A 26,469-nucleotide genomic window follows, 5' to 3' on the forward strand; every position below is an offset into this window, starting at 1 on the left:
AGAAGAACCGCCAATGACCACGCTGCCCTCCGTTATGCGCGTCCTTGAAGTGTCCGCGCTGGCCCCCGATCTTGCCGGCGTTGGCCTGGCACAACGTCCGGTGCCGCAAGCCGGACCGGGGCAGGCGCTGGTCCGGATCGAGGCCGCCTCGCTCGGCTTTCCCGATCTGCTGATGACCGAGGGGCTCTATCAGGCGAAGCCCCCGCTGCCCTTCGTGCCTGGCATGGAAGCCGCCGGTGAAGTTGTAGCGACGGGGGAGGGGAGCCGCTGGCAGGCGGGCGACAAGGTCATTGTCGCAACGCTCACTGGCGCCGTGGTGCAGTACGGCGTCTTTGCCGATGCCGCGCTCACGCCGCTGCCGCAGGGCCTGTCCTTCGCCGAAGGTGCCTCGCTGCGCGCGGCCTATATCACCGCCTACACCGCGATCGCGCGCATCGGCCGGGCCGAGCCGGGCGAGACGCTGGTGGTCCACGGTGCTGCGGGCGGGGTTGGGCTTGCTGCCGTCGATCTCGGCAAGGCGCTTGGGCTCATGGTCATCGCGGTGGCCTCCAGCGCCGAAAAGCGTGAGGCCGTGCAGCGCCTCTACAGGCCCGATCATGTGCTTGCCGGCCCAACCGGCCTGCGTGAGCAGATCCTCGAACTGACCGGCGGGCGCGGTGCGGACCTTGTCTACGATCCCGTCGGCGGCGACGTGTTCGACGAGGCCTGCCGCTACACCGCGTTCGGCGGGCGCCTGCTGGTCGTGGGCTTCGCCAGCGGACGCATCGCCGAAGTGCGCACCAACATTCCGCTCATCAAGGGCTTCTCCGTCGTCGGCGTGCGCGCGGGCGAATATGGCCGCCGCTTTCCTGAGCGCGGGCGCGAGGACATGGCCGCGATTCTGAAGCTGGCCGAGGAGGGTCGCATTCGCCCGCATGTCCACTCCGCCGTGCCGCTCGACCATTGGCGCGAGGCCTACCTCGCGATGCGCGAACGCCGGGTCATCGGGCGGACAGTGATCCTGCCGAATGCTTGATCTCTAACCACCAGGTCATTCGCGCGCGGGAATGGCGAAGGTTGGGGCGGGACTGTTGGAAGATCGGATTACGCGCGGCTCGCGTGCCCTCTGGAACCAGACCAAAAAAAGGGGCCACCCGTTGCCGGATGGCCCTTTGAAAGTTTGGGAGAGGATGCCTGAAAGGCGTGTTCTTAGTGCGCCCCACCCCGAGTCTTCGCAAGTGCGAAACATGGGGTAGCAGTTGCAATAATTGCAATTTTGGTGCCGAAAACAGCCGATTCACGCGATTTCAGGCGGACAATTTTGCATTATTATCAATTGCTGCATTCGTATGCAGTGATCGTTCACAGGGAGAGCCGACCCCATCCTGTCCTTTGGTGCAGGTTTCGCGTCCGTTACGGGTGAAACCGTATCGGGGCGCTCGTTTCACCCCGCGCCAAGGCCTTGGGCATAACGTTGCGCCGACTCGCGAAGTGTTATATAACATAACCCAAAAGCCGAGTTTCACCCGAGAGGACACGCCGTGACCGACCAGACCCCGATTGCCCCCAAGCCTGACCGCGCCGAGGAAGACACCGTCGCCTTCTGCGTTGAGGATGGCATCGCGTGGGTCGCCTTCAACCGGCCGGAGAAGCGCAATTGCATGAGCCCCAAGCTTAACCGCCGCATGAAGGCCGTGCTGGAGGAGCTGGAATTCCGCGAGGACGTGAAGGTCCTTGTGCTTACTGGCGAGGGCGAGGCCTGGACCGCCGGCATGGACCTCAAGGAATACTTCCGCGAGACCGAGGCGCAGGGCCTCGGCGCCGTGCGCAAGTCGCAGCGCGAAAGCTACGGCTGGTTCGAGCGGCTGCGCTGGTATGAAAAGCCGACGATCGCGATGATCAACGGCTGGTGCTTCGGCGGCGGGTATGGGCCGCTGTTCGGCTGCGATATCGCCATCGCCAGCGAGGACGCGCAGTTCGGCCTTTCCGAGATCAACTGGGGCATCCTCCCCGGCGGCGGCGCCTCCAAGGTCGCGCAGGAGCTCATGCCCTTCCGCAAGGCGATGTACCACGCGATGATGGGTGAGAACCTGACCGGCAAGCAGGCGGAGGAGCAGGGCCTCGTGACCGAAGCCGTGCCCGCCGAGAAGCTGCGCGAGCGGGTGTTGGAAATCGCCAACGTGCTCAAGAAGAAGGACACCCACGCGCTGCGCGCCACCAAGTGGACAATGCGCCGCATGGTCGACATGACCTACGACAATGGCCTTGAATACCAGATCCGCGCGCAGGAAGCGCTCCACAGCTTTGGCGGGGCTGCAGCGCGCAAGGAAGCCACCCGCCAGTTCCTCGACGAGAAGAGCTTCAAGCCGGGCCTTGGCACCTTCGATACGAGCAAGGTCAAGGGCTGAGGGAAGGCCCGCCTCCGACCCCTCCCGCAGAGCGGGAGGGGAATAGAGTTTAAGTCTCTCCTGCGGAGCGCGAGGGATTTGGAGTGGGCAGGCGGCCAAGCTCCACGTGGCGCAACTTTCAAGAAAACATCTTGCGCGCCGTAGCATAGCCCGCCAGCGTCAAGGGACATCAGGAGTCCCGTAACGCCATGTCCCCATTTCGTATCACCGCTTTCTCCGTGCTCGCGCTTGCCCCGCTTCCGGCGCTCGCCGCCGCCCCTGCAGGTTACCCTGTCGCCGAGGCGCAAGTGCTTGATCTGGCCAAGAAGTCTATCGCCATCCGCTCGGTGCGCGGCGAGAACAACCGCACGATCGACGTCGCCAACCTCTACAAGCAGGCGCTGATTGCAGGCGGCTGGGCCGAAGCGGATATCGAGATCACCCCGGTTGATGACACCGCCTACATCATTGCCACCTGGAAGGGCTCCGATCCCAAGCTCAAGCCGCTTGTGATTTCGGGCCATATGGACGTGGTCGAGGCCAAGCCCTCCGATTGGCAGCGCGATCCCTTCACGCCGGTGGTCGAGGACGGCGTGCTCTATGGCCGCGGCGCGACCGACATGAAGTTCGGCGGCGCCACCGCGCTCGCCTCGCTGATCGAGCTGCGCCGCTCCGGCTTCAAGCCGCGCCGCACCATCGTGATCGAGTTTTCGGGCGATGAGGAAACGGTGATGAAGACCACCGGACTCCTCTCCGAAAAGCTCAAGAATGCCGAGCTCGTGATCAACGCCGATGCTGGCGGCGGCAAGTTCGATGAAGCCACCGGCAAGCCGCTCTACTGGGTGTGGGACGGGGCCGAAAAGACTTACGGCGACTTCAAGCTCGAAGTCACCAACCCCGGCGGTCACAGCTCCGCTCCGCGCCCGGAAAACGCCATCGTCCAGCTCGCCGAAGCGCTGGTGAAGGTTGGGGCCTACAAGTTCCCCGCCGAGCAGAACCCGTTGACCAAGGCCTATTTCACGCAGGCCGCGCCGTTTGAAACTGATCCGAAGATTGCCGCCGCAATGCGTGCCTTTGCCGCCAATCCGGCCGACGAAGCCGCGATTGCCGTCTTGCGCGCCAATCCGGCCACAGTCGGGAAAGTCGGCACCACCTGCGTGCCGACGATGGCCGAGGCGGGCCACGCGCTCAACGCTCTCCCGCAGCGCGCTGCAGCCTTCATCAACTGCCGCATCTTCCCCGGCCACACCCTCGCCGAAATCATGGCCCAGCTCGCGAAGGTGATCGACAGCCCGGTCGTCAAGATCATCGATGTCACCGAAGGTTCGTTCGAAACCCCGGCCTCGCCCATGCGGCCCGACTTCGTCGACGCTTCGACCAAGGCCATTCGCAAAGCCTGGGGCAAGGACATCGCAGTCATCCCTTCGCAGAGCTCCGGTGCATCTGACAGCATGTATTTCCGCCGCCTGGGCATCCCTGCCTATGGCGCAAGCCCGCTCTTCACCAAGGACAGCGAGGAATTTTCGCATGGCCTCAACGAGCGCGTGCGACTGGAAAACATCCGCCCCGGCGTGACCTACTACCTCTCGCTGGTCACCGATCTGACGAAGTAAGAGGCCTTACGAAATCAGCGTATCGAGGAAGCGGCGCGCAATGGCGCCCGCTTCTTCCGCGCTGAAGCAGCCGGGCGAGAGGCACAGCTCCAGCCAGAGCCCGTCGAGCAGCGCGCTGACGGCAATCGCCGCGCGTCGTCGTTCGCTCTCGGGCATCCCGCAAGCGCCGAGCAGGGCCTCAAGCCGCGCGCGCGATCCGGCATATTGCTCGTCGTGCTGCGCGGCGATGGCGGGCCGTGCGGTGACAAGGCTCCAGAATGCGATCCATGTCGAGAGCAGCTGCGGGTCGGCAATTGTCGGCGCGAACGTCGTCGTCACGAATGCATCGAGCCGCGCGCGCGGCTCGGGGCCTGCCGCCTCCACTGCGCGGTCGAGCGTTTCGGCGACCGTCGCTTCGACATGCGCGTAAGTCGCGGCGACAAGCGCTTCGATTCCCGGGAAATAGTGGCTGACAAGGCCTGGCGAGACGCCCGCCTCCACCGCAATCGCGCGCACGCTCACGCCGGCGGCACCCGCGCGCGCCAGCACCCGCGCGCACGCCTCGATCAGCGCGAGGCGGCGCGCATCGGGCTCGATCCTACGAAATGCGGGCGCTTTCATCTTGCACATCCTACCCGTTGTTGTACGATCGTCCAACAAGCTTTTTTCGATCCCCTGGAGATTCGGTATGGGCCACCAGTCTGCCATCGCGGCGCTCTCCGCCAGCGAGCACGATCCTGACGCGGACTGGAGCCTCCCCGGCTGGCTCTACACCGATCCCGAATACCACGCGCTCGAAATGGAGCGGGTCATCCGCCCTTCGTGGCAGATCGTCTGCCATGTGAACGAGATCCCGAACGCGGGGGATTGGCGCACGATCGACTATATCGGCGAAAGCGTGATCGTGATGCGCGGCGATGATGGCGCAGTCCGCGCCTTCGCCAATGTCTGCCGACACCGCGCGATGCGGCTGGTGGAGGGCACCGCGGGCTGTGCCAAGAAGCTGGTCTGCCCCTATCACGCCTGGGTCTATGAAACCGACGGCCGCCTCACCGGCGTTCCCATGAAGTCCGACTATCCCGCTCTCAAGCTGGAGGAAAACGGCCTCGCACCCGTCGCGCTTGAAGTGTGGCGCGGCTTTGTTTGGGTGTGCCTCAAGCCCGGCGTGTTCCCCACACCCGGCGAGATGATGGCGCCGCACGAGGCCGAGATCGCGCCCTACCGGTTCGAGGACATGCAGCCGATGGGCAGGATGCGACTGCGCCCGCGTGACGTGAACTGGAAGAATGTTGGCGACAACTATTCGGACAACCTCCACATCCCGGTCGCGCACGACGGCCTCACGCGCATTTTCGGCAAGTCTTACCAGATCAGCGCAGACGATTGGGTTGACCGCTTGAAGGGCGATCTCGTCGACAAGCCTTCGGCCAATTTCTGGGAACGCTTCTATCAGGCGCATCTGCCCCATGTGGAGGAGCTTCCGGAGGAGAACCGCCGCCGCTGGCTCTACTTCAAGCTCTGGCCGAACATCGCTTTCGATATCTATGCCGACCAGATCGATTTCATGCAGTGGCTGCCGATCAGCCCCACCACCTGCCTGCTGCGCGAAATGGCCTATGCGCTGCCCGACGACAGCCGGACGATGAAGCTGGTGCGCTATGCCAACTGGCGCATCAATCGCGTGGTCAACAAGGAAGACACCTGGCTGATCGAGCGCGTGCAGCAGGGGATGAATTCCCAGACCTATGGCGCTGGCCCGATTGGCAAAAGCGAAGTCTGCCTGCGCAGCTTCGCCCGCAAGATCCGCGCGCTGACTCCTGAGGCGAGGCTGCATAAGGCCCCGCCGGCGGGGTGGAGCAAGGCATAGATGCCCTCGCCCCTTTAGGGGAGAGGGTTGGGAGAGGGGAACGAGCGCCCCGATCCCCTCTCAACTTCGGCTAGCGAGCAAGCTCGCAAGCCTTCGTACCTCTCCCCTGAAGGGGAGAGAGCAAGAAAGCAGAACAGCGAATTCAAGGGAAGAAATCCAATGTCCAACCGCTACGACGCGATCATCATCGGCGGCGGCCACAATGGCCTCACCTGCGCCTTCTATCTCGCCCGCGCCGGTATGAAGGTGCGCGTGCTGGAGCGGCGCGACATTGTCGGCGGCGCCTGTGTGACCGAAGAGTTCCATCCCGGCTTCCGCAACTCGACCGCGAGCTACACCGTCAGCCTGCTGCGCCCCAAGGTGATCGCCGACATGAAGCTGCACGAGCGCGGCTTCCGCATCATCGAGCGCACGATCAGCAATTTCTTCCCCTTCGAGAATGACTATCTCAAGCTCGGAGGCGGCCCCGGCCGGACCGAAGCCGAGTTCGCGCGCTTCAACAAGAAGGACGCCGAGGCCTATCCGCACTACGACGCCGCACTCGAAAAGGTCGCGCAGGTGCTGCGCGATATCGCGCTCAAGTGCCCGCCCAACGTCGGTGGCGGGGTGCGCTCGCTGCTGGCCGCTGCGCAGCAGGGCTGGCCCATTGCCGGCCTCGGCCTTGATGTGCAGCGCGATCTGCTCGATATCTTCACCAAGTCGGCGCGCGATTTCCTCGATGGCTGGTTCGAGCACGATTACGTGAAGACCGCCTTCGGCTTCGATGCCGTCGTCGGCAACTACGCGGGCGTTTCCACCCCCGGCTCGGCCTATGTGCTGCTCCACCACGTGTTCGGCGAAGTGAACGGCAAGTTCGGCGCCTGGGGCCACTCGGTCGGCGGCATGGGCGCGATCACGCAGGCCATGGCGCGCGCCTGTGCCGAGTACGGCGTCGAGATCAGCCTCGAAGCGCCGGTTTCCAAGGTCCTCGTCAACAACGGCAAGGCCACGGGCGTGAAGCTCGAAAGCGGCGAGGAGCTTTACGCACCAACAATCGCCGCCAATGTCGGCCCTGCGCTGCTCTATCGCCAACTTGTCGATTCAAGTGATCTCGACGCGGACTTCAACCGCCGCATCAAGAATTACAAGACCGGCTCGGGCACGTTCCGCATGAACGTCGCGCTGTCCGAACTCCCCGATTTCACCGTACTGCCGGGCAAGGAAAAGGCCGAGCACCACACCGCCGGCATCATCATCGCGCCGGGCATGGACTACATGGACCAGGCCTTCATCGATGCGCAGACAGGCGGCTGGTCGAAGAAGCCGATCATCGAGATCAAGCTGCCCTCGACCATCGACGACAGCCTCGCCCCTCCGGGCCAGCATGTCGCCAGCCTGTTCTGTCAGCAGTTCGATCCCAAGGTCGATTGGGACAAGCACCGCGAGAAGGTGGCGGACCTCATCATCGATACCGTCAACGACCACGCGCCTAACTTCAAGAGCGCGGTCATCGCGCGCCAGATCCACTCGCCGCTCGATCTCGAGCGCAAGTTCGGCCTCATCGGCGGCGATATCTTCCACGGCAACATGGGGCTCGATCAGCTCTGGGCCGCGCGACCGGTGCTCGGCCACGGTGATTATCGCTCGCCCATCAAGGGCCTCTACATGTGCGGTTCGGGCACCCACCCTGGCGGCGGCGTGACAGGCGCACCGGGCCACAACGCTGCGGCGGAAATCATCCGTGATCGCGGCACGCTGTGGAAGGCGCTGCACCGAAGCCGGTGAGTATGCTCCGCCTCGTTCAGGCCGCCGCGCTCGCCATGTCCGGCAGCGCGGGGGTACTTTGAACGCGATTGCGGCCGAGCAGCTTCGCTCGCAGCAGCGCCTGATCGGCCCGGTCTAGCGCCAGTTCCGGGTTGGTCTCCAGCGCTTCGTAGGCAGCCGCGCCGATGCTGACCGTGCAGGTGTGATCGCCGAGGCAAGCCAGCCGCAGGGTCATGACAGCTTCGCGGATCCGCTCCGCGACCATGGCCGCATCGGCAAGGCTTGTCCCCGGCATGGCCACCACGAATTCTTCACCGCCAAAGCGGCCGAACCAATCTGACTGGCGCACCTCGGAATCGCAGGTCTTGGCAACCTCCCTGATGACCGCATCGCCCACGGGATGGCCGAAGCGGTCGTTGATCTGCTTGAAGTGATCGATATCGATCATGAGGAAGGCCAGCGGAGCCTTAGTGCGCAGCGCTCGGTGCACTTCATTTTCGGCGCAGCGCAGCCAGGCACGGCGGCTGAGCGCTCCGGTGAGGACATCGGTCGTCGCAATCTCGCGCATTTCGATTTCATCGATCACGAGACTGGCAAACTTGGTCAGAATGCTGAGTTCCGCGCCGGAAAACTCCCGCGGCCCCTGATCGATCGCGCACAAGGTGCCGATGTTGTATCCGGATTTGGTCTTGAGCTGGGCCCCGGCATAGCTGCCGATGCCGGGTTCCCCGGTCACCAGTGGATTCTCCGCAAAGCGGGGATCGCGAGCTGCATCCTGCACAATAAACGGCGTGTCCTGCTGGATCGCATGTGTGCAGAAGGAAATGCTGCGCTCGGTTTCCGAAACGGCGAGACCGCGCATCGCCTTGAACCACTGCCGGTCCCGATCGATGAGGGAGACCGCGCAGATCGGCACCTTGAGCACGTCACGCACGAGATCGACGATCGTCTCAAAGGGCAATTCAGGATCTGAATCGAGGATCTCGAGCTGCTGAAGCGCGCGAAGCCGCGCCTCCTCGTCGTACACGGTGTCGACTTTGGGGCGGGCGGTGACCACGATTACGAGTCCCGCTTTGGGCTGATTGCCCCCGCGCGGCAGCCCGCGAGGAGGGGGCAATTCAAGGGGGGAGGCAGCGGTTTCGGATACTTCGACATATCAAACCTCTGGCCCCCAAAGTGTTATCAAGGTCTAAACAGCGAGAGTTAAGGAATGATTGAAGCGCGTGACGGGCAAGACATCCGGCCGATGACCTTGGCGACTGGTTTCTTCTGCAGTTTCGGCACATTGCGAAGGGTGCCCCAGCCGTTCCGCCGGTGGCATTGCAGGTCCGCTGAAATGCGCTAGGCTTTGCCTGTTAAACAGGGCCAAAGGGAACAGACCATGCTGATTGCGCTGCTGATCCCGCTTGGTCTGGCAGTGTCCTTCTATCTGTTCGCGCTGCTGCGCTCGGCGATCGCGCAGCGCAGCGTTCCGGCGCCCGAAGCCATCCTGCTGGGCGCTGTCACCAACTTCTTCGATACCCTCGGCATCGGCTCCATGGCGCCAACCACGGCGTGGATGAAGTTCCGCCGCATGGTGCCGGACCGGCTGATCCCCAGCACGATGCTGGTCGGCCACACCGGGCCTTCGATCATGCAGGCGATCATCTTTCTGATCCTGCTCGGCGTTCAGGTCGATCCGGTCCTGCTGGTGGGCTGCGTACTTGCCGTGCTCTCCGGCGCGCTTACAGGCGCGCCGCTCGTCGCGCGTGCGCAGGTTTGGGTGGTGCAGGCCGTCGTCGCTTTGGCGTTGGTGATCGCAGCGACGATTTTCACCATCATGAATCTCCATCTGATGCCCGGCGGTGGCACCGCTTCCACGCTCAGCCTGCCGTGGCTGGTCGTCGCGATTGCGGCCAATTTCGTCTTCGGCGTCCTCGTCAACTTCGGCATCGGAAACTATGCGCCCACGCTGATCATGTTCAGCCTGATGGGCATGGACCCGCGCTATGCTTTCCCGGTCATGGCAGGCAGCGCCGCGCTTGCGGGCGCCGGGGCGAGCGTGCGCCACATCCTGATCGGCGAGATCGACATGCGCGTCGTCACCGGCATCATTCTCGGCGGTGTCCCGGCGGTCCTTGTCGCTGCCTTCGTGGTCAAGAGTATGGATGTCGCCATGCTGCGCTGGCTGGTGATCGTGGTCGTGCTCTACGCTGCGGTCGTTATGGCCCGCGCCGCGCGCGAAGGCTACCGCAAGGCCTAGAGCGCTGCGATCAGTGACATCACGAGTTCAAGCAGGAACTCCAGCACCACCGGCAGAAGCTGAATTCCGATCTGCACGATGATCCACAGAACCCACAGTGTGATCGTGCCGGCAATGATCCAGTGCTGCTTGAAGTAGTAGAGATAGCGCAGCCAGAAGCGCTTCCACCAGCGCGGCCTCATGCAAGCGCGGCCTCCTGCCCCCGCCGCACAGCCAGATAGACCGGCACCCCTGCCAGCACGAGGCCCAGCCCATAGCCCACTGCGCTCGCGCCGAGGCCCCAGGTCGCCCAGCCGATGAACGCTGCGCCGCCCAGCGCCATCAGGACCAGTCCGCGCTCTTCGGGGAGCAGGCGAATGGCAGCCAGCATGCTCATGAAATAGGCCAGCATTCCTGCCGCGAGACTGACCGAGGCGATGAACTGGAAGAGGTCGCCAAGCCCCCGCCCATAGTTGAGCAGCGTTACTGCGCTCAGCAGCAACGAGGAAACAATATGCGCGCGCACCGGCGTTCCGCGCGCGCCGTCCTTGCCGAACCACGCCGGAAACACCCCGCCGCGCGCCATCGCCTGCGGCATTTCGCCCTGCAGCAGGATGAAGCCGTTGAGCGTTCCGAACGCGCTGATCGCGGCAAACACTGCAACGACTGAGGCCATGCTTCCGCCGAATGTCCGACCAAGGAAATCGGCAACCGGGGCAGGGGAGGCGGCAGCCTGATCGGCAGGCATGTAGGCCCAAAACGCAAGGCTGATCCCGAAGTACACCGCCCCTGTGAGCACCACACCGATGATCGTCGCGAGCGGCACCACGCGTGCCGCGTTCTCCACCTTGCCGGCAGGCACGGTCGCGGATTCAAGGCCGAGGAAGCCCCAGAAGGTCAGCCCGGCCGCTGTCGCGATGGCCCCCGGCGCGATCGAAACAGGCGGCTGCTCCACGCGCGGCAGGCCGCTTGCCGCAAACCACACGGCGAGCGCAATCAGCAGCACCAGCGGCATCAGCTTGAGCGCGGTCGTCACCACCGAAAACGCCCCCGCCGCGCGCACGCCGCGGATATTGAGCCAGGTCATCCCCCACACGCAGGCGACCGCCAGCACTGCGGGCACACCCGGCGTCTTGCCGATCCACGGCACTACGAGGCTGAGGTTGCTCACCACCGCGACCGCGATCGCGCCATTGCCCGCCCAGAGCATGACCCAATAGCTCCATGCCGTCGCAAACCCGGCAAAGGGTCCGAACGCCGCCTGCGCATAAGCATAAGGCCCGCCCGATCCCGGCATCCGCGCGCCCATCCGTGCGAAGGTGGCGGCGAGCGCAGTTGCCCCTGCGATGGTGACCATCCAGCCCAGAAGCTGGTTGGTGCCGAGCGGCGCCAGCGTCGAAGGCAGCAGATAGATGCCCGAGCCAACCATGTTGCCCACGCATAGCGCCAGCACCATCCAGAAATTGAGGCCGCGGGGCTTGTTCATCAGGTCTCCCATTCTTGCTTTGCGCATAGACTAGCGCTTGATCGCGCCGCGTCACCCGTGTTTGTTGCGGACGCAATGGCCAGCCTCCCCGATCACGTCCGCAGCTATGATCCCCGCCTCGTTCGCGCCGCGATGGCGATGAACGCCAATGCGCTGCATGAGGCCGAGCCCCTGCTGCGCGCGCTGCTCAAGGAAAACCCCTTCGATGTGCGCGCCATCCGCCTGTTTGCGGAGCTTGCGGGCCGTATCGGGCGCTATCACGATGCTGAGAACCTGCTGCGCCGCGCCATAGAGCTCGCGCCCGATTTCACCCCGGCGCGTGCCAATCTCGCCCTCGTGCTCTACCGCACCGAACGCGTTGCCGAGGCGCTCGACGAATTGGCGCAGGTCACCACCGAGGATCCCGACAACCTCGGCAACGCGAATCTGCAGGCTGCCGCGTACGGCCGCATCGGTGAATTCGACGAGGCGCTCGCGCTCTATGCCCGCGTGCTGGCGGAGGCACCGAACCAGCCCAAGGTGTGGATGAGCTACGGCCATCTGCTCAAGACCGTCGGGCGGCTTGGCGAAGGCATTGCCGCCTATCGCCGCGCCCTCGCCATCCAGCCGGGGCTGGGCGAAGTGTGGTGGAGCCTTGCCAACCTCAAGACGGTGCGCTTCAGCGATGACGATATCGCCGCCATGCAGGCCGCACTGGCGGGCGATCAGGTCAGCCCCGAGGACCGCTGGCACCTCGATTTCGCACTCGGCAAGGCGCACGAGGATCGCCGCGAGCCGGAACTCGCCTTCGCACACTATGCGGCTGGCAATGCGCTGCGCAAGAAGCGCCTGCCCTACAAGGCCGCCGAGACAACTGCCGCGGTCGATGCTGCCATCGCGGTCGCCACGCCGGAGATGTTCGCGCGATACGCAGGGGTTGGATGCCCTGCGCGCGATCCGATCTTCGTGCTGGGTATGCCGCGCGCGGGCTCCACGCTGGTCGAGCAGATCCTCTCCAGTCACAGCGCGGTCGAAGGCACCAGCGAACTGCCCGATATCGGTATTCTTGCTCGCAGCCTCGAAGACTATCCCGCCAGCCTCGCCGCGCTCGATCCCGCGAAGCTGAAGGACCTTGGTGAACAATACCTCGAGCGCACCCGCGTCCAGCGCCACACGGCGCGCCCGCTGTTCATCGACAAGCTGCCCAACAACTGGCTCCACGTGCCGTTCATCCGGCTGATCCTGCCAAATGCGACCATCATCGACGCGCGCCGCCATCCGCTCTCGTGCTGCTTCTCCAACTTCAAGCAGCATTTCGCGCGCGGGCAGGGCTTCTCCTATTCGCTCGAGGACATGGGCGCCTATTACCGCGACTACGTCCGCCTCATGGCGCATGTCGACCGAGTGCTGCCTGGCGCAGTGCACCGCGTGATCTACGAACGCATGGTCGAGGATACCGAGGCCGAAGTGCGCGCGCTGCTCGCCGCGTGCGGCCTGCCGTTCGAGCCTGCCTGCCTTGCCTTCTACGAGACCGAACGCGCCGTGCGCACGCCGAGCTCCGAACAGGTCCGCCGCCCGATCTTCCGCGAGGGAACCGAAGCGTGGAAGCCGTTCGAACCCTTCCTCGAACCGCTCAAATCCGCGCTCGGCGAGGTCCTGACCGCCTATCCCGCGGCACCGCAGGGCTGGTAAGCGAAGCCTGCAATATTACGTTGCAAATCGGCCACGCATGCCGATGGATGGCGTCACATCGCTGAAACACGGTTGAAATTGTCGGTAACTCGGATCACGGTCCGCGCCGTCCTGGGGGACCAAGAAGGTGGGAAAATAATATGACGACGGCGTACACGCGCGTTTCGCGCAGCATTCTGATGGCGACTGCGGCGTTCGCGGCGCCCATGGCCCTCGCGCAGACAGCCCCTCAGGATAGCCCGCAGGCCGGCGGTGAACCAACCGCCGTCTCCGATGGCACCGAAATCATTGTGACCGCGCAGAAGCGCAGCGAAAACCTGCAGAATGTGCCGATCTCGATTCAGGCGTTCGGCACCAAGAAGCTCGACGAACTCAATGTCTCGAGCTTCGACGACTATGCGAAGGCGCTGCCCAGCGTCAGCTTCCAGTCGTTCGGCCCGGGGCAGACCCAGCTCTCGTTCCGCGGTATCACCAGCGGTGGTGACGGCCTGCGCGGCGGCTCGCAGCCGACCGCAGCGCTCTATCTCGATGAAGTTCCCGTCACCACCATCGGCAATGCGGTCGACCTCCACGTCTACGATATCGCGCGGGTCGAGGCGCTTTCGGGTCCGCAGGGCACCCTGTTCGGCTCGAGCTCGCTCGCCGGCACGCTGCGCATCATTCCGAACAAGCCTGATTCCAGCGGCTTCTCCGGCCGTGTCGACGTCTCGGGCACGAAGGTGGGCAAGGGCACCGGCGGCGGCAGCTTCGAAGGCTATGTCAACATTCCGCTCAGCGATCGCGCGGCGCTGCGCCTTATGGCCTTCTACCAGCACGACGGCGGCTATATCGACAGCGTGCCAGGTACGCGCACCTTCACGCTGGGTGACGACAACCCGGCGACCAACGTCACCGTGAACAACGCGAAGTTCGTCAAGGACAACGTCAACACCACCGACACGGCTGGTGGCCGCGCCGCGCTGAAGGTCGATCTTGACGACAGCTGGACGATCCAGCCCTCGGTCGTCTACCAGAACCAGAAGACCAAGGGCTCGTTCCTGTTCGATCCGCGCTTCGGCGATCTCAAGGTCACCGACTTCGGCCCCTCGCGCAACCTTGACGCCTGGGCGCTTGCGACGCTGACCATCAACGGCAAGCTCGGCAACTGGGACCTCACGTACGCCGGCGGCTACTTCGACCGCAGGATCTCCAACCAGGGCGACTATTCGGAGTACTCGGTCGCCTACGACCAGTTCCAGGGCGGGTTCTACACCTATTTCCAGGCGGCTGACGGCAGCTTCCTCGATCCCACCCAGCAGGTCAGCAACCACGACGCGTTCACCAAGCAGAGCCACGAACTGCGCATCGCCTCGCCCAGCGGTGATCGTCTCAAGCTCGTTGCGGGTGTGTTCTACCAGCGCCAGACCGACCGCATCGTTGCGGACTACTACATCAACGGGCTGGCCGGCATTCCGAACTCGCCGGCGGTGCCCAAGTCGGGCGATGACCTCTTCGCGACACGCGCCTACCGCGTCGATCGCGACTATGCGGCGTTCATCGACGGTTCGTTCGACATAACCCCGCAGCTCACGCTCGCCGCGGGCATCCGCGTGTTCAAGGTCAACAACACCTTCGTCGGTTTCTCGGGCTTCAAGTCCAACACCACGGCGGCCAATTGCGTACCCGTTCAGGCCGACGACCGCGTCTGCAACAACTTCGATCGCCAGGCCAAGCAGGACGGTGAGACGCACCGCGTCAACCTCACGTGGAAGATCGATCCGGACCGGCTGGTATACGCGACCTACTCGACCGGCTATCGCCCGGGCGGCAACAACCGCCGGCCCAACGTCAATCCCTACATCGCCGATACGCTCGACAACTACGAGCTTGGATTCAAGACCTCGTGGTTTGACCGCAAGCTGCGCCTCAATGGTGCGCTGTTCTATGAGAAGTGGAAGAACCTGCAGTACGGCCTCAGCCCGGTCGGCTCGAACGGTGTGACCAACATCTACAACGCGGGCGATGCACGGGTCTACGGCGCGGAGATGGACTTCAACCTTCGGCTTGGCGGGCTCAACCTCTCGGGTTCGGGTGCGCTGATCGATGGCAAGCTGACCACCGATTTCTGCTCGTTCGATACCAACGGCAATCCCGACTGCACGCTCGGCGTGGTCGCGGCGCCCAAGGGCACGCCGCTGCCGATCCAGCCTCGCTTCAAGGGCAACATGACCGCGCGGTACGAGTTCGCCATGGGCAAGGCCAAGGCCTTCGTGCAGGGCACGATCAACCACCAGTCGGGCACGCGCTCCTACCTCACCTCGCGTGAGGCGGATCTGCTTGGCCGCACCAAGGGGTTCGAGACGTTCGACTTCTCGCTGGGCGCCAAGGTTTCGGGCTTCGATATCTCGGCCTTCATCGAGAACGCGTTCGACAAGCGCGGCATCCTCAGCATCAACACCGTCTGCACACCTTCGATCTGCGGTGCAGGCCGGCGGTTCTATCCGATCAAGCCGCAGGTGTTCGGCATCAAGCTCGGCCACGATCTGTAAGGGAGAGAGCGGGCGTCCTCTTCGAGGGCGTCCGCCGTTCCCTACGGCCTGTCCAGCACGTATCCCAATGACCGCACGGTGCGCAGTGGATAGCCGGCGCCCGCCTCGCGCAGCGCGCGGCGCAGACGGCTGACCCACGCGTCGACAGTGCGTTCGTCGATCGGCTGATCCTTCTTGCCGAGTGCCGCGATGAGCTGCACGCGGCTGAAGACCTGGCCTGGTTGCTCCATCAGATAGCGCAGCAGGCGCAGTTCGTTCGGCATCAGCGGCACCGGCTTCTCGCGCCAGCGGGCCTGCAATGCGGTGAGATCGAGCGAAAGTTCGCCAAGGCGCAGCGCGCGTGCGGGCGCCTCGCGCTCGGGCAGCTGGACAGAAAGCACCCGGTCGAGCACCGCCGCGCGGTCAATCGGGCCCATGATGTAGTCGTCCGCCCCCGCGCGTAGTGCGCGGCGCTTGGCGTCGGCATCGTCTTCTTCCAGCACCAGCGTGATGTGCGCTGCCTCGGTCTGGGTATCGCAGCGCAGGCGGCGGCACAGTTCGAGCCCCGATAGCTCAGGCAGCAGCCAGTCGACAAAGGCCCACGGGCTGCCGTCCAGGAGGGGCAGGGGCGCCGACCAGTTCCACGCGTGGAAGATCACGCGCAGGTCGCCATGGACGAAAGTGTCCTGCCCGCCCGGAAGCGCATTGGTCAGAAGGATGTCGATCTGCCGCATCGAAGCCGGTTCCCCCGCAGGCGGGCAACCCACCCGCGCGGGCTATTTGTCGCCCGTGTGTGACGGCACCATGACGATGTGACAGCACCTGTCAGCGGCACAACCCGGGAGGCGGCGCCGGGCCAGGCGGAGCGGCGCTAGACCGGCAGCCCCACATAGTTTTCCGCAATGCTCGCCTGCGCTGCATCGCTCGAGGCGATGTAGTCGAGCTCAGCCACCTGCATGGCGCGCTCGAACGGGCCATCGTCAGGAAAGCGGTGCATCAGCTTGGTCAGCGACCAGCTGAAGCGCTCGCATTTCCATACGCGGGCGAGCGCGCGGGCAGAGTAGGCGGCGACCGCATCGTTATCGTGCCGCTTGAAATAGGCGCTCAGCGCTTCTGCCGCATAATGCACGTCGCTTGCCGCAAGGTTCAGCCCCTTTGCCCCGGTCGGCGGCACGATATGCGCAGCATCGCCGCAGAGCAGCAGGCTGCCATGGCGCATCGGCTCGAACACATAGGACCGCAGCGGCGCGATCGATTTCTCTATGGCCGGCCCCCGCGTCATGTTCGACGCCGCCTCGGGCCCGAGCCGCACCGCGAGTTCGTCCCACAGCCGGTCATCGCTCCAGTCCTCGATCTTCTCGGTCAGCGGCACATCGATGTAGTAGCGGCTGCGCACATGGCTGCGCATCGAGGCGAGAGCAAAGCCGCGTTCGTGATTGGCGTAGATCAGCTCGTGGTTGCACGGCGGCACGTCTGCAAGGATGCCCAGCCAGCCGAACGGATAGACCCGCTCGTACTCGCGGCCCACCGAGGTCGGGATCGCCTTGCGCGAGGGGCCGTGGAAGCCGTCGCAGCCGGCAATGAAGCGCGCTGTCACCCGCTCCTCGCGGCCATCACGGCGGAAGCTGACCGATGGCGCGTCGCTTTCGATATCGTGGAGCGCCACGTCCGTTGCGCCGTAGATCACCTCGAGCCCGCGCTCCGGCGCTGCATCCATCAGGTCGCGCGTGATCTCGGTCTGCCCGTAGACGGTTACCGTCTTGCCGGTGAACTTCGCCACATCGATGCGGATAAGCCGCTCGCCGTCGGCCAGATTGAAGCCCTCCTCGACCAGCCCCTCCGCCTTGAGGCGCGCATCGAGCCCGAGCCGCTCCATCAACCCCACCGTCACCTGCTCCAGCACGCCGGCGCGGATGCGGGAAAGGACGTAGTCCGGCGTCTGGCGCTCGATCACCACGCAAGCGATTCCCTCGGCCTTGAGCAGATGGCCCAGCAGCAGCCCGGCTGGCCCCGCTCCGATGATGGCAACTTCGGTCCGCATGATGGTCTCTCCCTCCGTGCCCGCTCGTGCACGCCATGTTTCGTAATTTGACAGCCGGGGGCAGTCCGTGGAAGGCAGCGCTGGGACAAACACTTGGCACTATCGGGACATGGTTGAAGCAATTCCCCGCTACGCGCTCTACGGTGAGGGCAGCGCCCCGGTTCCGGGCGGATTCGCGCATATTGAGACTATTGCAGAGCGCAGCGCTCTGCATGATTGGGAAATCGGGATCCATCGCCACGATCATTTCGTGCAGGTCCTTCTGGTAGAAGAGGGACACGCCGCAGTCACGCTGGAAGGCGAGGAGACCGGGCTCGAGGGTCCCGGCCGGGTCATCGTCCCCGCCGCCATGGTCCACGGCTTTCGCTTCCGTCAGGGCACGCGCGGCTTTGTCCTCACCTTGTCGACAGACTTTTCCACACGCGCGGCGGGCACCGCAGATCCACTGCTTGCCATGCTTGCGCGCGGTGGCATGGCGCAGCTCTCGCCGGAAGCCGCTGCCCGTGCGCTCTGGCTGGCACGCGAAATGCTCGTGCTCCAGCAGGACTGGCAGCAGCAGGATCCGCTGTTTCTCGCGCTTGCAGAAAGCTTGATCCGCACGCTGGGCCGCGACCACGGCAAGGCCGATGCACCGATCCGCGACGATCAGCGCCTCGCCCGGTTCCGTCAGCTGATCGAGCTGCATTACCGCCAGCACCGCGATCTCGATTTCTACGCTGGCGCATTGGGCCTCACCCGCCGCACGCTCTCACGCCTTACCGCGGCGCGGCTCGGCTGCTCGCCGATGGAACTGATCCACCGCCGCCTCGCATTGGAAGCCCAGCGCTTGCTTCGCTATACCAACGCCACCGCCACGCAGGTCGCTGCCGAACTCGGCTTTGAGGACCCGTCCTACTTCTCGCGCTTCTACTTGCGCATGACCGGGAAGCGCCCGGGGGAGGAGCGCGGCGGCTGAATCCGCGTTTACGGTTTCTCCGCCGTCGTAACCGCCGCCGCTCGCGCGGCGAGGATGTACGAAGCCGTCGTGCTTACCGTGTATTCGTTCTCGAACCACAGGAACGGCCAGTCGGTCATGTGCTCGGGAAAGTCTGGCTGGATCACGCGCACACCCGGCACCATGCCCCCCGCAATGAAGCCGAAGTCGGCCCGGTTGTGGCCATAGCCCATCAGCTTCGATCGCCCGCCTACGCCTGATACGAGGCTGAGGTTGTTGGCCGGGTGCCTCCCCAGCAGGTAATCGAGCGCGCGCAGCGTGTATTCAGGCCCGATGAGGTCGGGAAAGGCCTTGTGCAGCAGATACATGCTGCTGCCGAATGCGGCCACTTCGCCCGATCCGGCCCAGCCCCCCATGCTGACCGGCACGCCGAAGGGATTGCCGGCCAGCCAGCCATCGACCTTGCCCTTTATTGTGGCAGCCTTCGCCTTGATCCGCTTGGCATAGGCCGCATCCATCCAAGGCAGCGCGCGCAGCGCCGGCGCGCTCATACGCTCGAACCGCGCCTCGATTGCGGGCAGCAGCGCGCGCATCGCCGCCTGCGCGGCCGGATCACCCTTGCTGGTGATCACCAGTTCGACCGCCGCTGCCACTTTCGCTGCATCGAGCAGCCCCGAATCGAACCCACCGTCGTCGCGCCCGTCGCTGCTGTTGCCGCTCGCGTCCTTCTGGCTCGCCCACAGCGCCTTGGCTGCCGCGAGCGCCTCGGCCGACAGCGCGGGATCGAGTGCGCCCAGCGCCCGCGCCGCCGCCGCCAGCCCGGCGGCCATGTTGAGGTCGTTGGCCGGAAAATGCGTGGTGAAGGCCCAGCGGTCGTCAGGCGCGCCCGATCGGTCGCCGACGATCTCGTGCGCACCGAGCGCGGCGTCATAAACCCGTCCGTCGGTCTGCGAACCCGCATCGCCGAGGTGGGTATACTGCTGCAAGGTCGGATCGATGATCCCGACGATCGCGTGCCCGAAGACATTGTACTGCGCGAGGAGCTGGCGCGCCCCATGCCGGATCATCTGCAGTGCATCTGCAGTGCCGTCGGGCTTGCGGATCTCCACGAGCCGCGCGGCCTCGTCCACGCTCGTCTCGTCCCAGTCGAGCCCGTAAAGCTCGTGCGCCCAGACCAGATCGCGCACAACGGCGGCGTTCTGCGGCGTCTGGATGTCATAGTCGCCCGCGTCCTGAAACCCGCCGACGGCGAGGCCCGGAATGTGTTCGCCTGCCTTGAACGGCGAATCGAGCGCCGCACCCATGCGGTAGCCGTCAAACAGCGTCACATTAGGCGGTGCTTGCCGCGCGTCGTCGCGGTGCGAATCCTTCTGCCACACGCGGTACTGCTCGCGCACCGTCACGTGGTCCATCTGCACCGGCAGGAACGTATCGAGCGAGGGCTGCCAGATCCGTGCATAGGCATCGGCGGCGATGGGGAAGGGGTTGGTCGTCTGCCCGGCATAGCGGATCGCATAGAGCCCGGGCTCGCGAACAGCGCTGAAATCGAACGCGGCATAGGCATAGCGCAGCCACTTGCCGCGCGGCTTGACCGGTGCGATAAGCACGTCCCTGGTGCCGCTTTCCGTCAGGCGCACCAGCGTGGCTTCGGCCGGCGCCTTGAACGCGGGATCGAGCTCGATCAGCGCCACCTTTTCGCGCCCCGGCGTATAGCCCGCCTGGTTGAAGCCGATCACCGGCGGCCGCGTCCAGCCCGCGATCACGTTGGGCCGCACGTGCCAGACCACGGCATCCTTGGTCGCTCCCGCCGCGATCAGCGAGCGCACGACGAACCACCCGTTCTGCGCGCGGTTGCGTGCATCATAGAGCGCGAGCGGAGCATTGGCCGATATCGTCACCCGCGTCGCCGGATCCTCGGGCGAAAGCGTGATCGATTGTGCGCCCGAAGCGATCGGGAGCGGATCGCCTGACTTGTCCTTCGCCATCGGTCCTGCCGCGTTGCGCGGAAACAGCCCCGCCACCCCGCCCATCAAGAACGTCTTGCCGAAATAGGCGGTGGGCAGGAAATCGAGATTGAAGCCCGCCTTGCCGACCAGCTCCGGCGGCAGCGGCGCATCGAGATCCACCGCGATGCGAAAGCCGGTGTCCTCTGCGGTTACCTTCACATGGTACTTGAGATTATGCTCGGGATAGCTTGAGCTGACGACGATCTCGCCTGGCGCGCTGCCCAGCGTACGCCCGCCGAACGTGGGGACGGGTGCCCACTGTTCGGGCGTGGGATCGAGCCGCACTTCGCCATCGGTGGCAATGCGTTCGCCGTGGAGTACAATCTGGATGCCGGCATTCTTCTCGTCGAAGAAGATCGGGCTGAACTGGTTCTGCTCGATGATCACGCTGAGCCCTTGCGTCTCCAGCGTCTGCGCGGGGCTGACCGTGAGGGTCTGCGCCAAGGCTGTGCCAGATGCGCCGCCAAGCGCGCCAAAGGCACATGTCGTGGCAAGCAGCCCAAGGCTGAAGGTCTTTCGCATGGCATTCCTCTCACATTATGATAGCGGTAACATAACGAGAAGCGGCACTCGCCTGCAATGCTTTTCTTGGTGATCATCGGCTTGCCACGTCCGCGCCATCCTCTATGAAAAGTTCACAAGTATGAACTGGAGCGATGCGTGATGGCGAAGATCAAGACCACTCATGTTGGCAGCCTGCCGCGCGGCGATGAACTCACTCCGCTGCTCCTCGCGCGGGACAAGGGTGAGGCTTATGACGCCGAGGCCTTCGACACCGCGGTTGCCAGCGCGGTCGATGCGGCCGTCAAGGCGCAAGTGGAGGTTGGCGTCTCGGTCGTCTCCGATGGCGAACTCGGCAAGGTCGGCTACTCGACCTACATGATCGAGCGCCTCTCCGGCTTCGGCGGCCATATCGACCGCAAGCCTGCGGCAGACCTTGCCGAAGTGCCGAACCTTGCCAAGAAGCTCTCGGCGATCATGGGCAGCCAGGAATTCGTCCGCGCCTCGTGCATCGGCGATGTGCGCCTCGTTTCGCTGCAGCCGCTGCATGACGATATCCGCCGCTTCCGCGCGGCGCTCGACAAGCACGCGGGGCTGGAAACCGAAGCCTTCATGAACGCCGCGTCGCCCGGCCTCATCACCGCGTTTCAGGTCAACCGCCACTATCCCAGCCACGAGGCCTATCTCGCCGATCTCGCCGATGCGATGCGCGAGGAATACGAGACGATCGTGAACGCGGGCTTCTACCTCCAGCTCGATTGCCCCGATCTCGCGATGAGCCGCCACACCGGCTATCAGGACATGAGCGAGGAGGATTTCTTGCATGTCGCCGCCGCGAACGTCGAGGCGCTCAACGCCGCCACCGCCAATATCCCGCCCGAGCGGATGCGGATGCACGTGTGCTGGGGCAACTACGAAGGCCCGCACGACCACGATATCCCCTTGGAGCGCGTGATCGATATCGTGCTGAAGGCGCGCCCCTCCACCGTCCTGTTCGAAGCTGCCAACCCGCGGCATGAGCATGAATGGAAGGTCTGGAAGGACGCCAAGCTGCCGTCCGACAAGATCCTCGCCCCCGGTGTGATCGACACCTGCTCGAACTACATCGAGCATCCCGAATTGATCGCCCAGCGCATCGAACGCTTTGCCGCCATCGTCGGGCCGGACCGCGTTGTGGGCAGCACCGATTGCGGCTTCGGCACGTTCGCGGGCTACGGCAAGATCGATCCCATCGTCACCTGGCGCAAGCTGCGCAACTTGCGCGAGGGTGCCGATATCGCGGCGGCGCGCGTATGACAGAGGAAGAACGCCGCGCTGCCGAGGCCGATTGCGCCCGCCTCATCGCGCTCTACGCCAACCTCAACGACGAGGCGCGCTGGGACGAAGTCGCCGCGCTCTATGCCGAGGATGGGGTGATGTTTCGCCCCACCGCACCTGATGCGCCGATCCACGGCCGCGAGGCGATCCTTGCCGCGTTCAAGAGCCGCCCGGCGCGCACCACGCGGCACGTCTGCAGCAACGTGGTGATTACCGTGGAAGGTCCCGATGCGGCCAGCGGCGTCAGCGCCATGCTGCTGTTCACCGGCGCCGCCGCGCCGCTCGTCGGCTCGTTCCATGATCGCTTCGTGCACACCGCCGAAGGCTGGCGCTTCGCCGAGCGGCGCGGCTCGCTGACATTTGCGCCCTGATGACCGCTTCCGCCGCACCCCCGGTCAAGTCAGCGCTGCGCACGCTCGATGTGATCGAGTTCGTGGTCGCGCACCGGCAAGGCGCGGTGGCGCAGGAAATTGCCGGCGCGCTGGGCATTCCGGTGAGCAGCCTGTCCTATCTCCTCACCACGCTGGCGGATCGCGGCTATCTGGTGCGCGAAGGGCGGCGCTATCTGCCGGGACCGGGGCTCGAACGCCTGCGCGCTCCGCAGGAGGCCTTGCCGCTGGCCGACCGTGTCGCCCCGCTCGTCCGCGCGCTCAAGGGCGAGCTCAACGAAACCGCCTCGTTCATGGTCCAGCGCGGCTGGGAAGTGGAGGCCATCGTCACCGAGGCGAGCGATCAGGCGCTGCGCTATGCGGTCGATCCCGGCACGCGGCGACCGCTGCATGCCTTGGCAGCGGGCAAGGTTATCCTCGCCGCGCTGCCCGAAGCCGAACGCGCACGCTACTTTGCCGAAACAACCCGCGCCGTGTTCACCCCGGCCACCCGCACTAACGAAGCGGACCTCACCGCCGATATCGCCCGCATCACCAGCGAAGGCATGGCGGTGGCCCGGGAAGAAGCGACCGTCGGTATCGTGGGCACTGCCGTCCCGGCGCGGATCGACGGCCAGTTCGTCGGCGCCTTCAGCGTCGCCATTCCCGCCGTCCGCTTCGATGCCGCGCTGGAGGCCCGCGTGCGGCAAGCCCTGCTGCGGGCCGCCGCTGCGCTTGCCTAGAGCGCTATTTCCTCATCCCTTCCGTAATGCGCTGCGTTTCCGCCCGCGTCGAATCCGGACCGGTGTTGCGCTTGTAGATGCCGCCCTGGCCCGCCGCGCGGTTGAACAGGTCCGGATCGCCCTCGCGCTGCTCGAGCCCGAACAGCGGAAATAGCCCCTGGTGCCGGCCCAGACCGCCGTAGAGATCGAGGCACCGCTCGATCCAGCCGCGCAGCGGATCGTCATTGGCCAGCACCGGCACCTTGCACACCGATGCAGTGAACAGAATGCCGCCCATGATGCGGTAGTCGGCATAGTTGGGCGTATCCCCGCCCAGCCACTGGCTTTGACCCAGCGCGGCGCGCAGCGGCTCCAGCGCGGCGGAAATCTTGGGCAGGCGTTCCTCGCGACCGGCCTGCACCTCTTCCAGCTTGCGCCCCAGCATCTTCTCGCGGCTATGCGTCACATATTCGTGGTCCTGCGGCACCGAAAGATCGCGGTAGTCCGCGCAGAAGCAGAACATCCACGGTCCGACGGCGGCATTCCAGAACCAGTGATCGAGCGCCCTCAAGGTCGCGGCTACCGAGGGATGCGGGATCAGGGCAGGTCGGTCAGGGTACTTGGCGTCGAGGTATTCGACGATGCCCCAGCTATCGAGCACCCATTCGCCATCATCGACAATCGCGGGCAGCCGCTCGGTCTTGCCGCCGGTGCGTTCCAGAATGCCGGTAAACCCGCCGGGCACGACATCCAGCTCGAAGCCCTTGTGCTTCAAGGCATATTTCGTTGCCAACACGAACGGACTGATCGTCGCGCCCGTGCTCAGCGCAAGGTCATAAAAGGTGATCGTGTTGTTCGCGGCCATGGCAATCCTCTTGGGTTCTGGTTGCCGGCAATCTGCCAGATATTGTTAGTAACACAAACTATTTTTGGGTGGCCCGGACAGCAAGAACGCCGGTCCCGCTCATGCGAAACCGGCGTCTGGTGTCTTCGTGCAGGCTCAGCTCAATTCCGCGTGCGCCAGCCTTCGGCATAGTTGTCGCGCGCCGCCGCCACGTAGGGGACGGGCGCTACCACAGCCTTGATCTCGGTCTGCACGTGCGGCTCGACGGTGGGCTTGCTGGTGCCGCCATCGGGCTCGCCCCACAGCAGCGTCACTTCGGTGCCCGGTTCGGTGAAGCCCGGCTCCATCATCGCCAAGGTCAGGAACTTGCCTTCGTTCGCGGTGTAGCCGATCCAGGTCGAAAGCCCGACCTGCTTGCCCCCGCTCATCACCTGATCGAAGGGATGCATCGCATAGACCGAGCTCGGGTATTCCATGAACTTCGCCCGCTCGCCCTGCGAAAGCGCGGACGATTGCACGCGCATCACGTCCTCGTTGTCGAGCGCCAGCGTCACCTTGGTGCGGTGATTGCCCGCCGCCGCCATCCTCTCGAGCGCGGCGCGGCCGATGAACTCGTGATCGAACTTCACGAACGGCCCGTAACCCAGATCCCACGGCGTGGTGTAATAGCCCTCGACCGTCTCGGGCACCCAGCTGCCGCCGACCGAGCACTTCGCCTCATAGGAATTGGCGGTCAGCCACGCGCGATAGGGCGCCAGCGCCTCGCCGGTGTAGATCGCGGGGAAGGGGGAGGGGATCCAGCCCGATTCCAGTGTGTTGGACGAATAGGCCCGGCCGCCGACCAGCGCCATGCCGAATTCCTTGCCCGCCTCGACCAGCGCCGCATGCACCGCGCCGTAGTCTTCCCAGGGGCCGAACAGCTCGACGCCCGGCTGCCCCGCCATGCCGTGGCGCAGCGCGCGCACTTCCTTGCCGCCGATGGTCAGGCGGCACATGTGGAAGAACTTTAGCTCGGGCGGGGTGGTGCCGATGGCCTTCTCGATGATCTTCATCGCGTTGGGGCCCTGCACCTGGAAGCGGTACGAATTGCGCTTGCCATCGGAGCGCATCGCCCAGCGCTCGTCGCGCTCCACGGTCACGTTCCAGTTGCCGGTCGCGGCATGGTATTCCACCCACTCGATCGTCGGCGCGCGGCCGACGAGATTGAAGTGGTTCTCGTCCAGATAGAACAGGATCACGTCGCCGATGACGTAGCCGTCCGGGGTGACGGGTACGAACTGCTTGGCGCGCTCGGGCTGGAAGTTCTTGAACGAGTTGATGCCGAGATGCTCGAGCATCGCGAAGGCATCGCGGCCTTTAACCGCCAGATCGACCATGTGGTACGACTGGTTGTAGAGCACCGCGGTGTGCCCCCAGGCCCACTGCTCCGCGCGCCAGTTGGAATATTCCGCTGGGACGCCGGGATAGACGTTGGGGCCAACCTGCTGGTTGCGCAGGAAGTGGACAAGGTCAGATTGCGCGCCGATCACGGCTTCGAGGGACTGGGTCATGGCAGGGCTCTCCCGGAATGTCGGTAACGGAGTCGCCATGCCTCAATTTCATCGGGCTGAAAAGTTCAGTTATGTGAAATAGCGAAAAAAGTTCGCCGCGCATCCCCAGCCAGCCTCTCCCGACCGTGGGAGAGGCTCGCCGCGCTACCCCCAAACGCAAAAGGCCGGCCCAAACGGACCGGCCCCTTGGCTAACCACGTGGCGGAAATCAGCCCTCGACGTGTTCGGCGAGGACCGTCAGGCCCTTCTCGCTCACTTCGGCAAACCCGCCAGTGATGCGGATATCCTCAGGCGCCGCGCCATTGGTGCGGTAGACACGCAGCGCGCCGTCCTGGATCGTCGACATGAACGGCGCATGGCCTTCCAGCACGCCGAAGTTGCCTTCGGAGCCGGGGACTTCGACCATGAAGACCTCTTCCGAACGGACGAGGCGGGCCGGGGTGACGAGTTCGAAGTGGAGCGACATGATCAAACTCCCCTCCGTTCACAGGAGGGCCTCTAATCTCCCCTCCCGCAAGCGGGAGGGGCTGGGGGAGGGCATGTTTGCTTCGGGATAAAGGCTGCCCAACAGGCCCTCCCCCGACCCCTCCCGCTCGCGGGAGGGGCGCTTTGTCTTACGCTTCTTCAGCCAGCTTCTTGGCCTTGGCGATCACGTCGTCAATGCCGCCGACCATGTAGAACGCAGCTTCCGGCAGGTGATCGTATTCGCCGTCGACCACCGCCTTGAACGAAC

General features: G+C 64.9%; 22 protein-coding genes. 12 read left to right on the forward strand and 10 right to left on the reverse strand.

All coding sequences use genetic code 11. The features are described from left to right. Positions 1-13: 13 nt before the first annotated feature. The 3 genes from Q0082_RS18190 (at position 14) to Q0082_RS18200 (ending at position 3,979) form a co-directional block, all read left to right on the forward strand. On the forward strand, positions 14-1,015 hold the full coding sequence (locus Q0082_RS18190) for an NADPH:quinone oxidoreductase family protein (RefSeq protein WP_298195027.1): 1,002 nt from the start codon (positions 14-16) through the stop codon (positions 1,013-1,015). 505 nt (positions 1,016-1,520) lie between these two features. Further along, complete coding sequence (locus Q0082_RS18195) at positions 1,521-2,387, forward strand: p-hydroxycinnamoyl CoA hydratase/lyase (protein ID WP_298195028.1); 867 nt, start codon at positions 1,521-1,523, stop codon at positions 2,385-2,387. 188 nt (positions 2,388-2,575) lie between these two features. Then, positions 2,576-3,979, forward strand: a complete 1,404-nt coding sequence (locus tag Q0082_RS18200) for a M20/M25/M40 family metallo-hydrolase (RefSeq protein ID WP_298195029.1) — start codon at positions 2,576-2,578, stop codon at positions 3,977-3,979. Positions 3,980-3,985: 6 nt separating this feature from the next. Here the strand turns inward: Q0082_RS18200 and Q0082_RS18205 are convergent, their stop codons facing one another. Then, entirely contained in the window at positions 3,986-4,579 is a 594-nt protein-coding gene (locus Q0082_RS18205; RefSeq protein WP_298195030.1) for a TetR family transcriptional regulator C-terminal domain-containing protein, read from the reverse strand. Between the two features lie 67 nt (positions 4,580-4,646). Here Q0082_RS18205 and Q0082_RS18210 point away from each other — a divergent pair, with 67 nt between their 5' ends. Next, positions 4,647-5,825, forward strand: coding sequence for an aromatic ring-hydroxylating dioxygenase subunit alpha (locus Q0082_RS18210; RefSeq protein WP_298195031.1), 1,179 nt, complete (start codon positions 4,647-4,649; stop codon positions 5,823-5,825). A 159-nt stretch (positions 5,826-5,984) separates the two neighbouring features. Further along, entirely contained in the window at positions 5,985-7,589 is a 1,605-nt protein-coding gene (locus tag Q0082_RS18215; protein WP_298195032.1) for an NAD(P)/FAD-dependent oxidoreductase, read from the forward strand. A gap of 16 nt (positions 7,590-7,605) precedes the next feature. Here the strand turns inward: Q0082_RS18215 and Q0082_RS18220 are convergent, their stop codons facing one another. Further along, positions 7,606-8,625 (reverse strand): sensor domain-containing diguanylate cyclase, encoded by a 1,020-nt coding sequence (locus tag Q0082_RS18220; RefSeq protein WP_298195033.1) that lies wholly within the window; start codon positions 8,623-8,625, stop codon positions 7,606-7,608. 324 nt (positions 8,626-8,949) lie between these two features. Between Q0082_RS18220 and Q0082_RS18225 the strand changes: the two genes are divergently transcribed. After that, positions 8,950-9,810, forward strand: coding sequence for a TSUP family transporter (locus Q0082_RS18225; protein ID WP_298195034.1), 861 nt, complete (start codon positions 8,950-8,952; stop codon positions 9,808-9,810). Here the strand turns inward: Q0082_RS18225 and Q0082_RS18230 are convergent. Beyond that, on the reverse strand, positions 9,807-9,992 hold the full coding sequence (locus Q0082_RS18230) for a hypothetical protein (RefSeq protein ID WP_298195035.1): 186 nt from the start codon (positions 9,990-9,992) through the stop codon (positions 9,807-9,809). The genes Q0082_RS18225 and Q0082_RS18230 overlap by 4 nt on opposite strands. Next, positions 9,989-11,275, reverse strand: a complete 1,287-nt coding sequence (locus tag Q0082_RS18235) for an amino acid permease (RefSeq protein WP_298195036.1) — start codon at positions 11,273-11,275, stop codon at positions 9,989-9,991. Before Q0082_RS18235 ends, Q0082_RS18230 begins: the two co-directional genes overlap by 4 nt. A 75-nt stretch (positions 11,276-11,350) precedes the next feature. On the opposite strand from Q0082_RS18235, the gene Q0082_RS18240 reads away from it, so the two are divergent. After that, positions 11,351-12,946: a sulfotransferase gene (locus Q0082_RS18240; RefSeq protein WP_298195037.1), complete on the forward strand. Its 1,596-nt coding sequence runs from the start codon at positions 11,351-11,353 to the stop codon at positions 12,944-12,946. Between the two features lie 140 nt (positions 12,947-13,086). Further along, positions 13,087-15,474, forward strand: coding sequence for a TonB-dependent receptor (locus Q0082_RS18245; protein ID WP_298195038.1), 2,388 nt, complete (start codon positions 13,087-13,089; stop codon positions 15,472-15,474). Positions 15,475-15,515: 41 nt separating this feature from the next. On the opposite strand, the gene Q0082_RS18250 is transcribed toward Q0082_RS18245, so the two are convergent. Further along, positions 15,516-16,187: a response regulator transcription factor gene (locus Q0082_RS18250; RefSeq protein ID WP_298195039.1), complete on the reverse strand. Its 672-nt coding sequence runs from the start codon at positions 16,185-16,187 to the stop codon at positions 15,516-15,518. A 137-nt stretch (positions 16,188-16,324) separates the two neighbouring features. Continuing rightward, positions 16,325-17,494 carry a 4-hydroxybenzoate 3-monooxygenase gene (gene pobA, locus Q0082_RS18255; protein ID WP_298195040.1) on the reverse strand — a complete coding sequence of 390 codons (1,170 nt, stop codon included), beginning with the start codon at positions 17,492-17,494 and terminating at the stop codon, positions 16,325-16,327. 109 nt (positions 17,495-17,603) lie between these two features. Between pobA and Q0082_RS18260 the strand changes: the two genes are divergently transcribed. Further along, positions 17,604-18,449: a helix-turn-helix domain-containing protein gene (locus Q0082_RS18260; protein WP_298195041.1), complete on the forward strand. Its 846-nt coding sequence runs from the start codon at positions 17,604-17,606 to the stop codon at positions 18,447-18,449. An 8-nt stretch (positions 18,450-18,457) separates the two neighbouring features. Here the strand turns inward: Q0082_RS18260 and Q0082_RS18265 are convergent, their stop codons facing one another. Next, positions 18,458-20,956: a glycoside hydrolase family 9 protein gene (locus Q0082_RS18265; RefSeq protein ID WP_298195042.1), complete on the reverse strand. Its 2,499-nt coding sequence runs from the start codon at positions 20,954-20,956 to the stop codon at positions 18,458-18,460. A gap of 141 nt (positions 20,957-21,097) precedes the next feature. Between Q0082_RS18265 and Q0082_RS18270 the strand changes: the two genes are divergently transcribed. Genes Q0082_RS18270 through Q0082_RS18280 form a run of 3 tightly spaced genes read left to right on the forward strand, consistent with a single transcriptional unit; the run spans position 21,098 to position 23,363 of the window. Continuing rightward, positions 21,098-22,231 (forward strand): cobalamin-independent methionine synthase II family protein, encoded by a 1,134-nt coding sequence (locus tag Q0082_RS18270; RefSeq protein ID WP_298195043.1) that lies wholly within the window; start codon positions 21,098-21,100, stop codon positions 22,229-22,231. After that, positions 22,228-22,623: a nuclear transport factor 2 family protein gene (locus Q0082_RS18275; RefSeq protein ID WP_298195044.1), complete on the forward strand. Its 396-nt coding sequence runs from the start codon at positions 22,228-22,230 to the stop codon at positions 22,621-22,623. The genes Q0082_RS18270 and Q0082_RS18275 overlap by 4 nt, the downstream gene beginning before the upstream one ends. Beyond that, on the forward strand, positions 22,623-23,363 hold the full coding sequence (locus Q0082_RS18280; protein ID WP_298195045.1) for an IclR family transcriptional regulator: 741 nt from the start codon (positions 22,623-22,625) through the stop codon (positions 23,361-23,363). The genes Q0082_RS18275 and Q0082_RS18280 overlap by 1 nt, the downstream gene beginning before the upstream one ends. Positions 23,364-23,367: 4 nt before the next feature. Here Q0082_RS18280 and Q0082_RS18285 read toward each other — a convergent pair whose 3' ends face one another. From Q0082_RS18285 to Q0082_RS18295, 3 genes are all read right to left on the reverse strand, one after another. Beyond that, the gene (locus tag Q0082_RS18285) at positions 23,368-24,207 is read right to left on the reverse strand and encodes a beta-etherase (protein WP_298195046.1); all 840 of its coding nucleotides are present in this window, start codon (positions 24,205-24,207) and stop codon (positions 23,368-23,370) included. Positions 24,208-24,347: 140 nt separating this feature from the next. Continuing rightward, positions 24,348-25,736: an aminomethyl transferase family protein gene (locus Q0082_RS18290; RefSeq protein ID WP_298195047.1), complete on the reverse strand. Its 1,389-nt coding sequence runs from the start codon at positions 25,734-25,736 to the stop codon at positions 24,348-24,350. 208 nt (positions 25,737-25,944) lie between these two features. Continuing rightward, entirely contained in the window at positions 25,945-26,202 is a 258-nt protein-coding gene (locus Q0082_RS18295) for an ATP synthase F1 subunit epsilon (protein ID WP_054121972.1), read from the reverse strand. Between the last annotated feature and the right edge of the window lie 267 nt (positions 26,203-26,469).

The organism is Novosphingobium sp. (assembly GCF_027489515.1).
In the GTDB taxonomy this organism is placed as follows: domain Bacteria; phylum Pseudomonadota; class Alphaproteobacteria; order Sphingomonadales; family Sphingomonadaceae; genus Novosphingobium.

What these genes read in the sequence shown, in the direction of transcription:
- Q0082_RS18190 (WP_298195027.1), top strand. Translation starts at nt 14, where the DNA reads ATGACCACGCTGCCCTCCGTTATGCGCGTCCTTGAAGTGTCCGCGCTG.
- Q0082_RS18200 (WP_298195029.1), top strand. Translation starts at nt 2,576, where the DNA reads ATGTCCCCATTTCGTATCACCGCTTTCTCCGTGCTCGCGCTTGCCCCG.
- Q0082_RS18205 (WP_298195030.1), bottom strand. Translation starts at nt 4,579, where the DNA reads ATGAAAGCGCCCGCATTTCGTAGGATCGAGCCCGATGCGCGCCGCCTC.
- Q0082_RS18210 (WP_298195031.1), top strand. Translation starts at nt 4,647, where the DNA reads ATGGGCCACCAGTCTGCCATCGCGGCGCTCTCCGCCAGCGAGCACGAT.
- Q0082_RS18215 (WP_298195032.1), top strand. Translation starts at nt 5,985, where the DNA reads ATGTCCAACCGCTACGACGCGATCATCATCGGCGGCGGCCACAATGGC.
- Q0082_RS18225 (WP_298195034.1), top strand. Translation starts at nt 8,950, where the DNA reads ATGCTGATTGCGCTGCTGATCCCGCTTGGTCTGGCAGTGTCCTTCTAT.
- Q0082_RS18230 (WP_298195035.1), bottom strand. Translation starts at nt 9,992, where the DNA reads ATGAGGCCGCGCTGGTGGAAGCGCTTCTGGCTGCGCTATCTCTACTAC.
- Q0082_RS18235 (WP_298195036.1), bottom strand. Translation starts at nt 11,275, where the DNA reads ATGAACAAGCCCCGCGGCCTCAATTTCTGGATGGTGCTGGCGCTATGC.
- Q0082_RS18240 (WP_298195037.1), top strand. Translation starts at nt 11,351, where the DNA reads ATGGCCAGCCTCCCCGATCACGTCCGCAGCTATGATCCCCGCCTCGTT.
- Q0082_RS18245 (WP_298195038.1), top strand. Translation starts at nt 13,087, where the DNA reads ATGACGACGGCGTACACGCGCGTTTCGCGCAGCATTCTGATGGCGACT.
- Q0082_RS18250 (WP_298195039.1), bottom strand. Translation starts at nt 16,187, where the DNA reads ATGCGGCAGATCGACATCCTTCTGACCAATGCGCTTCCGGGCGGGCAG.
- pobA (WP_298195040.1), bottom strand. Translation starts at nt 17,494, where the DNA reads ATGCGGACCGAAGTTGCCATCATCGGAGCGGGGCCAGCCGGGCTGCTG.
- Q0082_RS18260 (WP_298195041.1), top strand. Translation starts at nt 17,604, where the DNA reads ATGGTTGAAGCAATTCCCCGCTACGCGCTCTACGGTGAGGGCAGCGCC.
- Q0082_RS18265 (WP_298195042.1), bottom strand. Translation starts at nt 20,956, where the DNA reads ATGCGAAAGACCTTCAGCCTTGGGCTGCTTGCCACGACATGTGCCTTT.
- Q0082_RS18270 (WP_298195043.1), top strand. Translation starts at nt 21,098, where the DNA reads ATGGCGAAGATCAAGACCACTCATGTTGGCAGCCTGCCGCGCGGCGAT.
- Q0082_RS18275 (WP_298195044.1), top strand. Translation starts at nt 22,228, where the DNA reads ATGACAGAGGAAGAACGCCGCGCTGCCGAGGCCGATTGCGCCCGCCTC.
- Q0082_RS18280 (WP_298195045.1), top strand. Translation starts at nt 22,623, where the DNA reads ATGACCGCTTCCGCCGCACCCCCGGTCAAGTCAGCGCTGCGCACGCTC.
- Q0082_RS18285 (WP_298195046.1), bottom strand. Translation starts at nt 24,207, where the DNA reads ATGGCCGCGAACAACACGATCACCTTTTATGACCTTGCGCTGAGCACG.
- Q0082_RS18290 (WP_298195047.1), bottom strand. Translation starts at nt 25,736, where the DNA reads ATGACCCAGTCCCTCGAAGCCGTGATCGGCGCGCAATCTGACCTTGTC.
- Q0082_RS18295 (WP_054121972.1), bottom strand. Translation starts at nt 26,202, where the DNA reads ATGTCGCTCCACTTCGAACTCGTCACCCCGGCCCGCCTCGTCCGTTCG.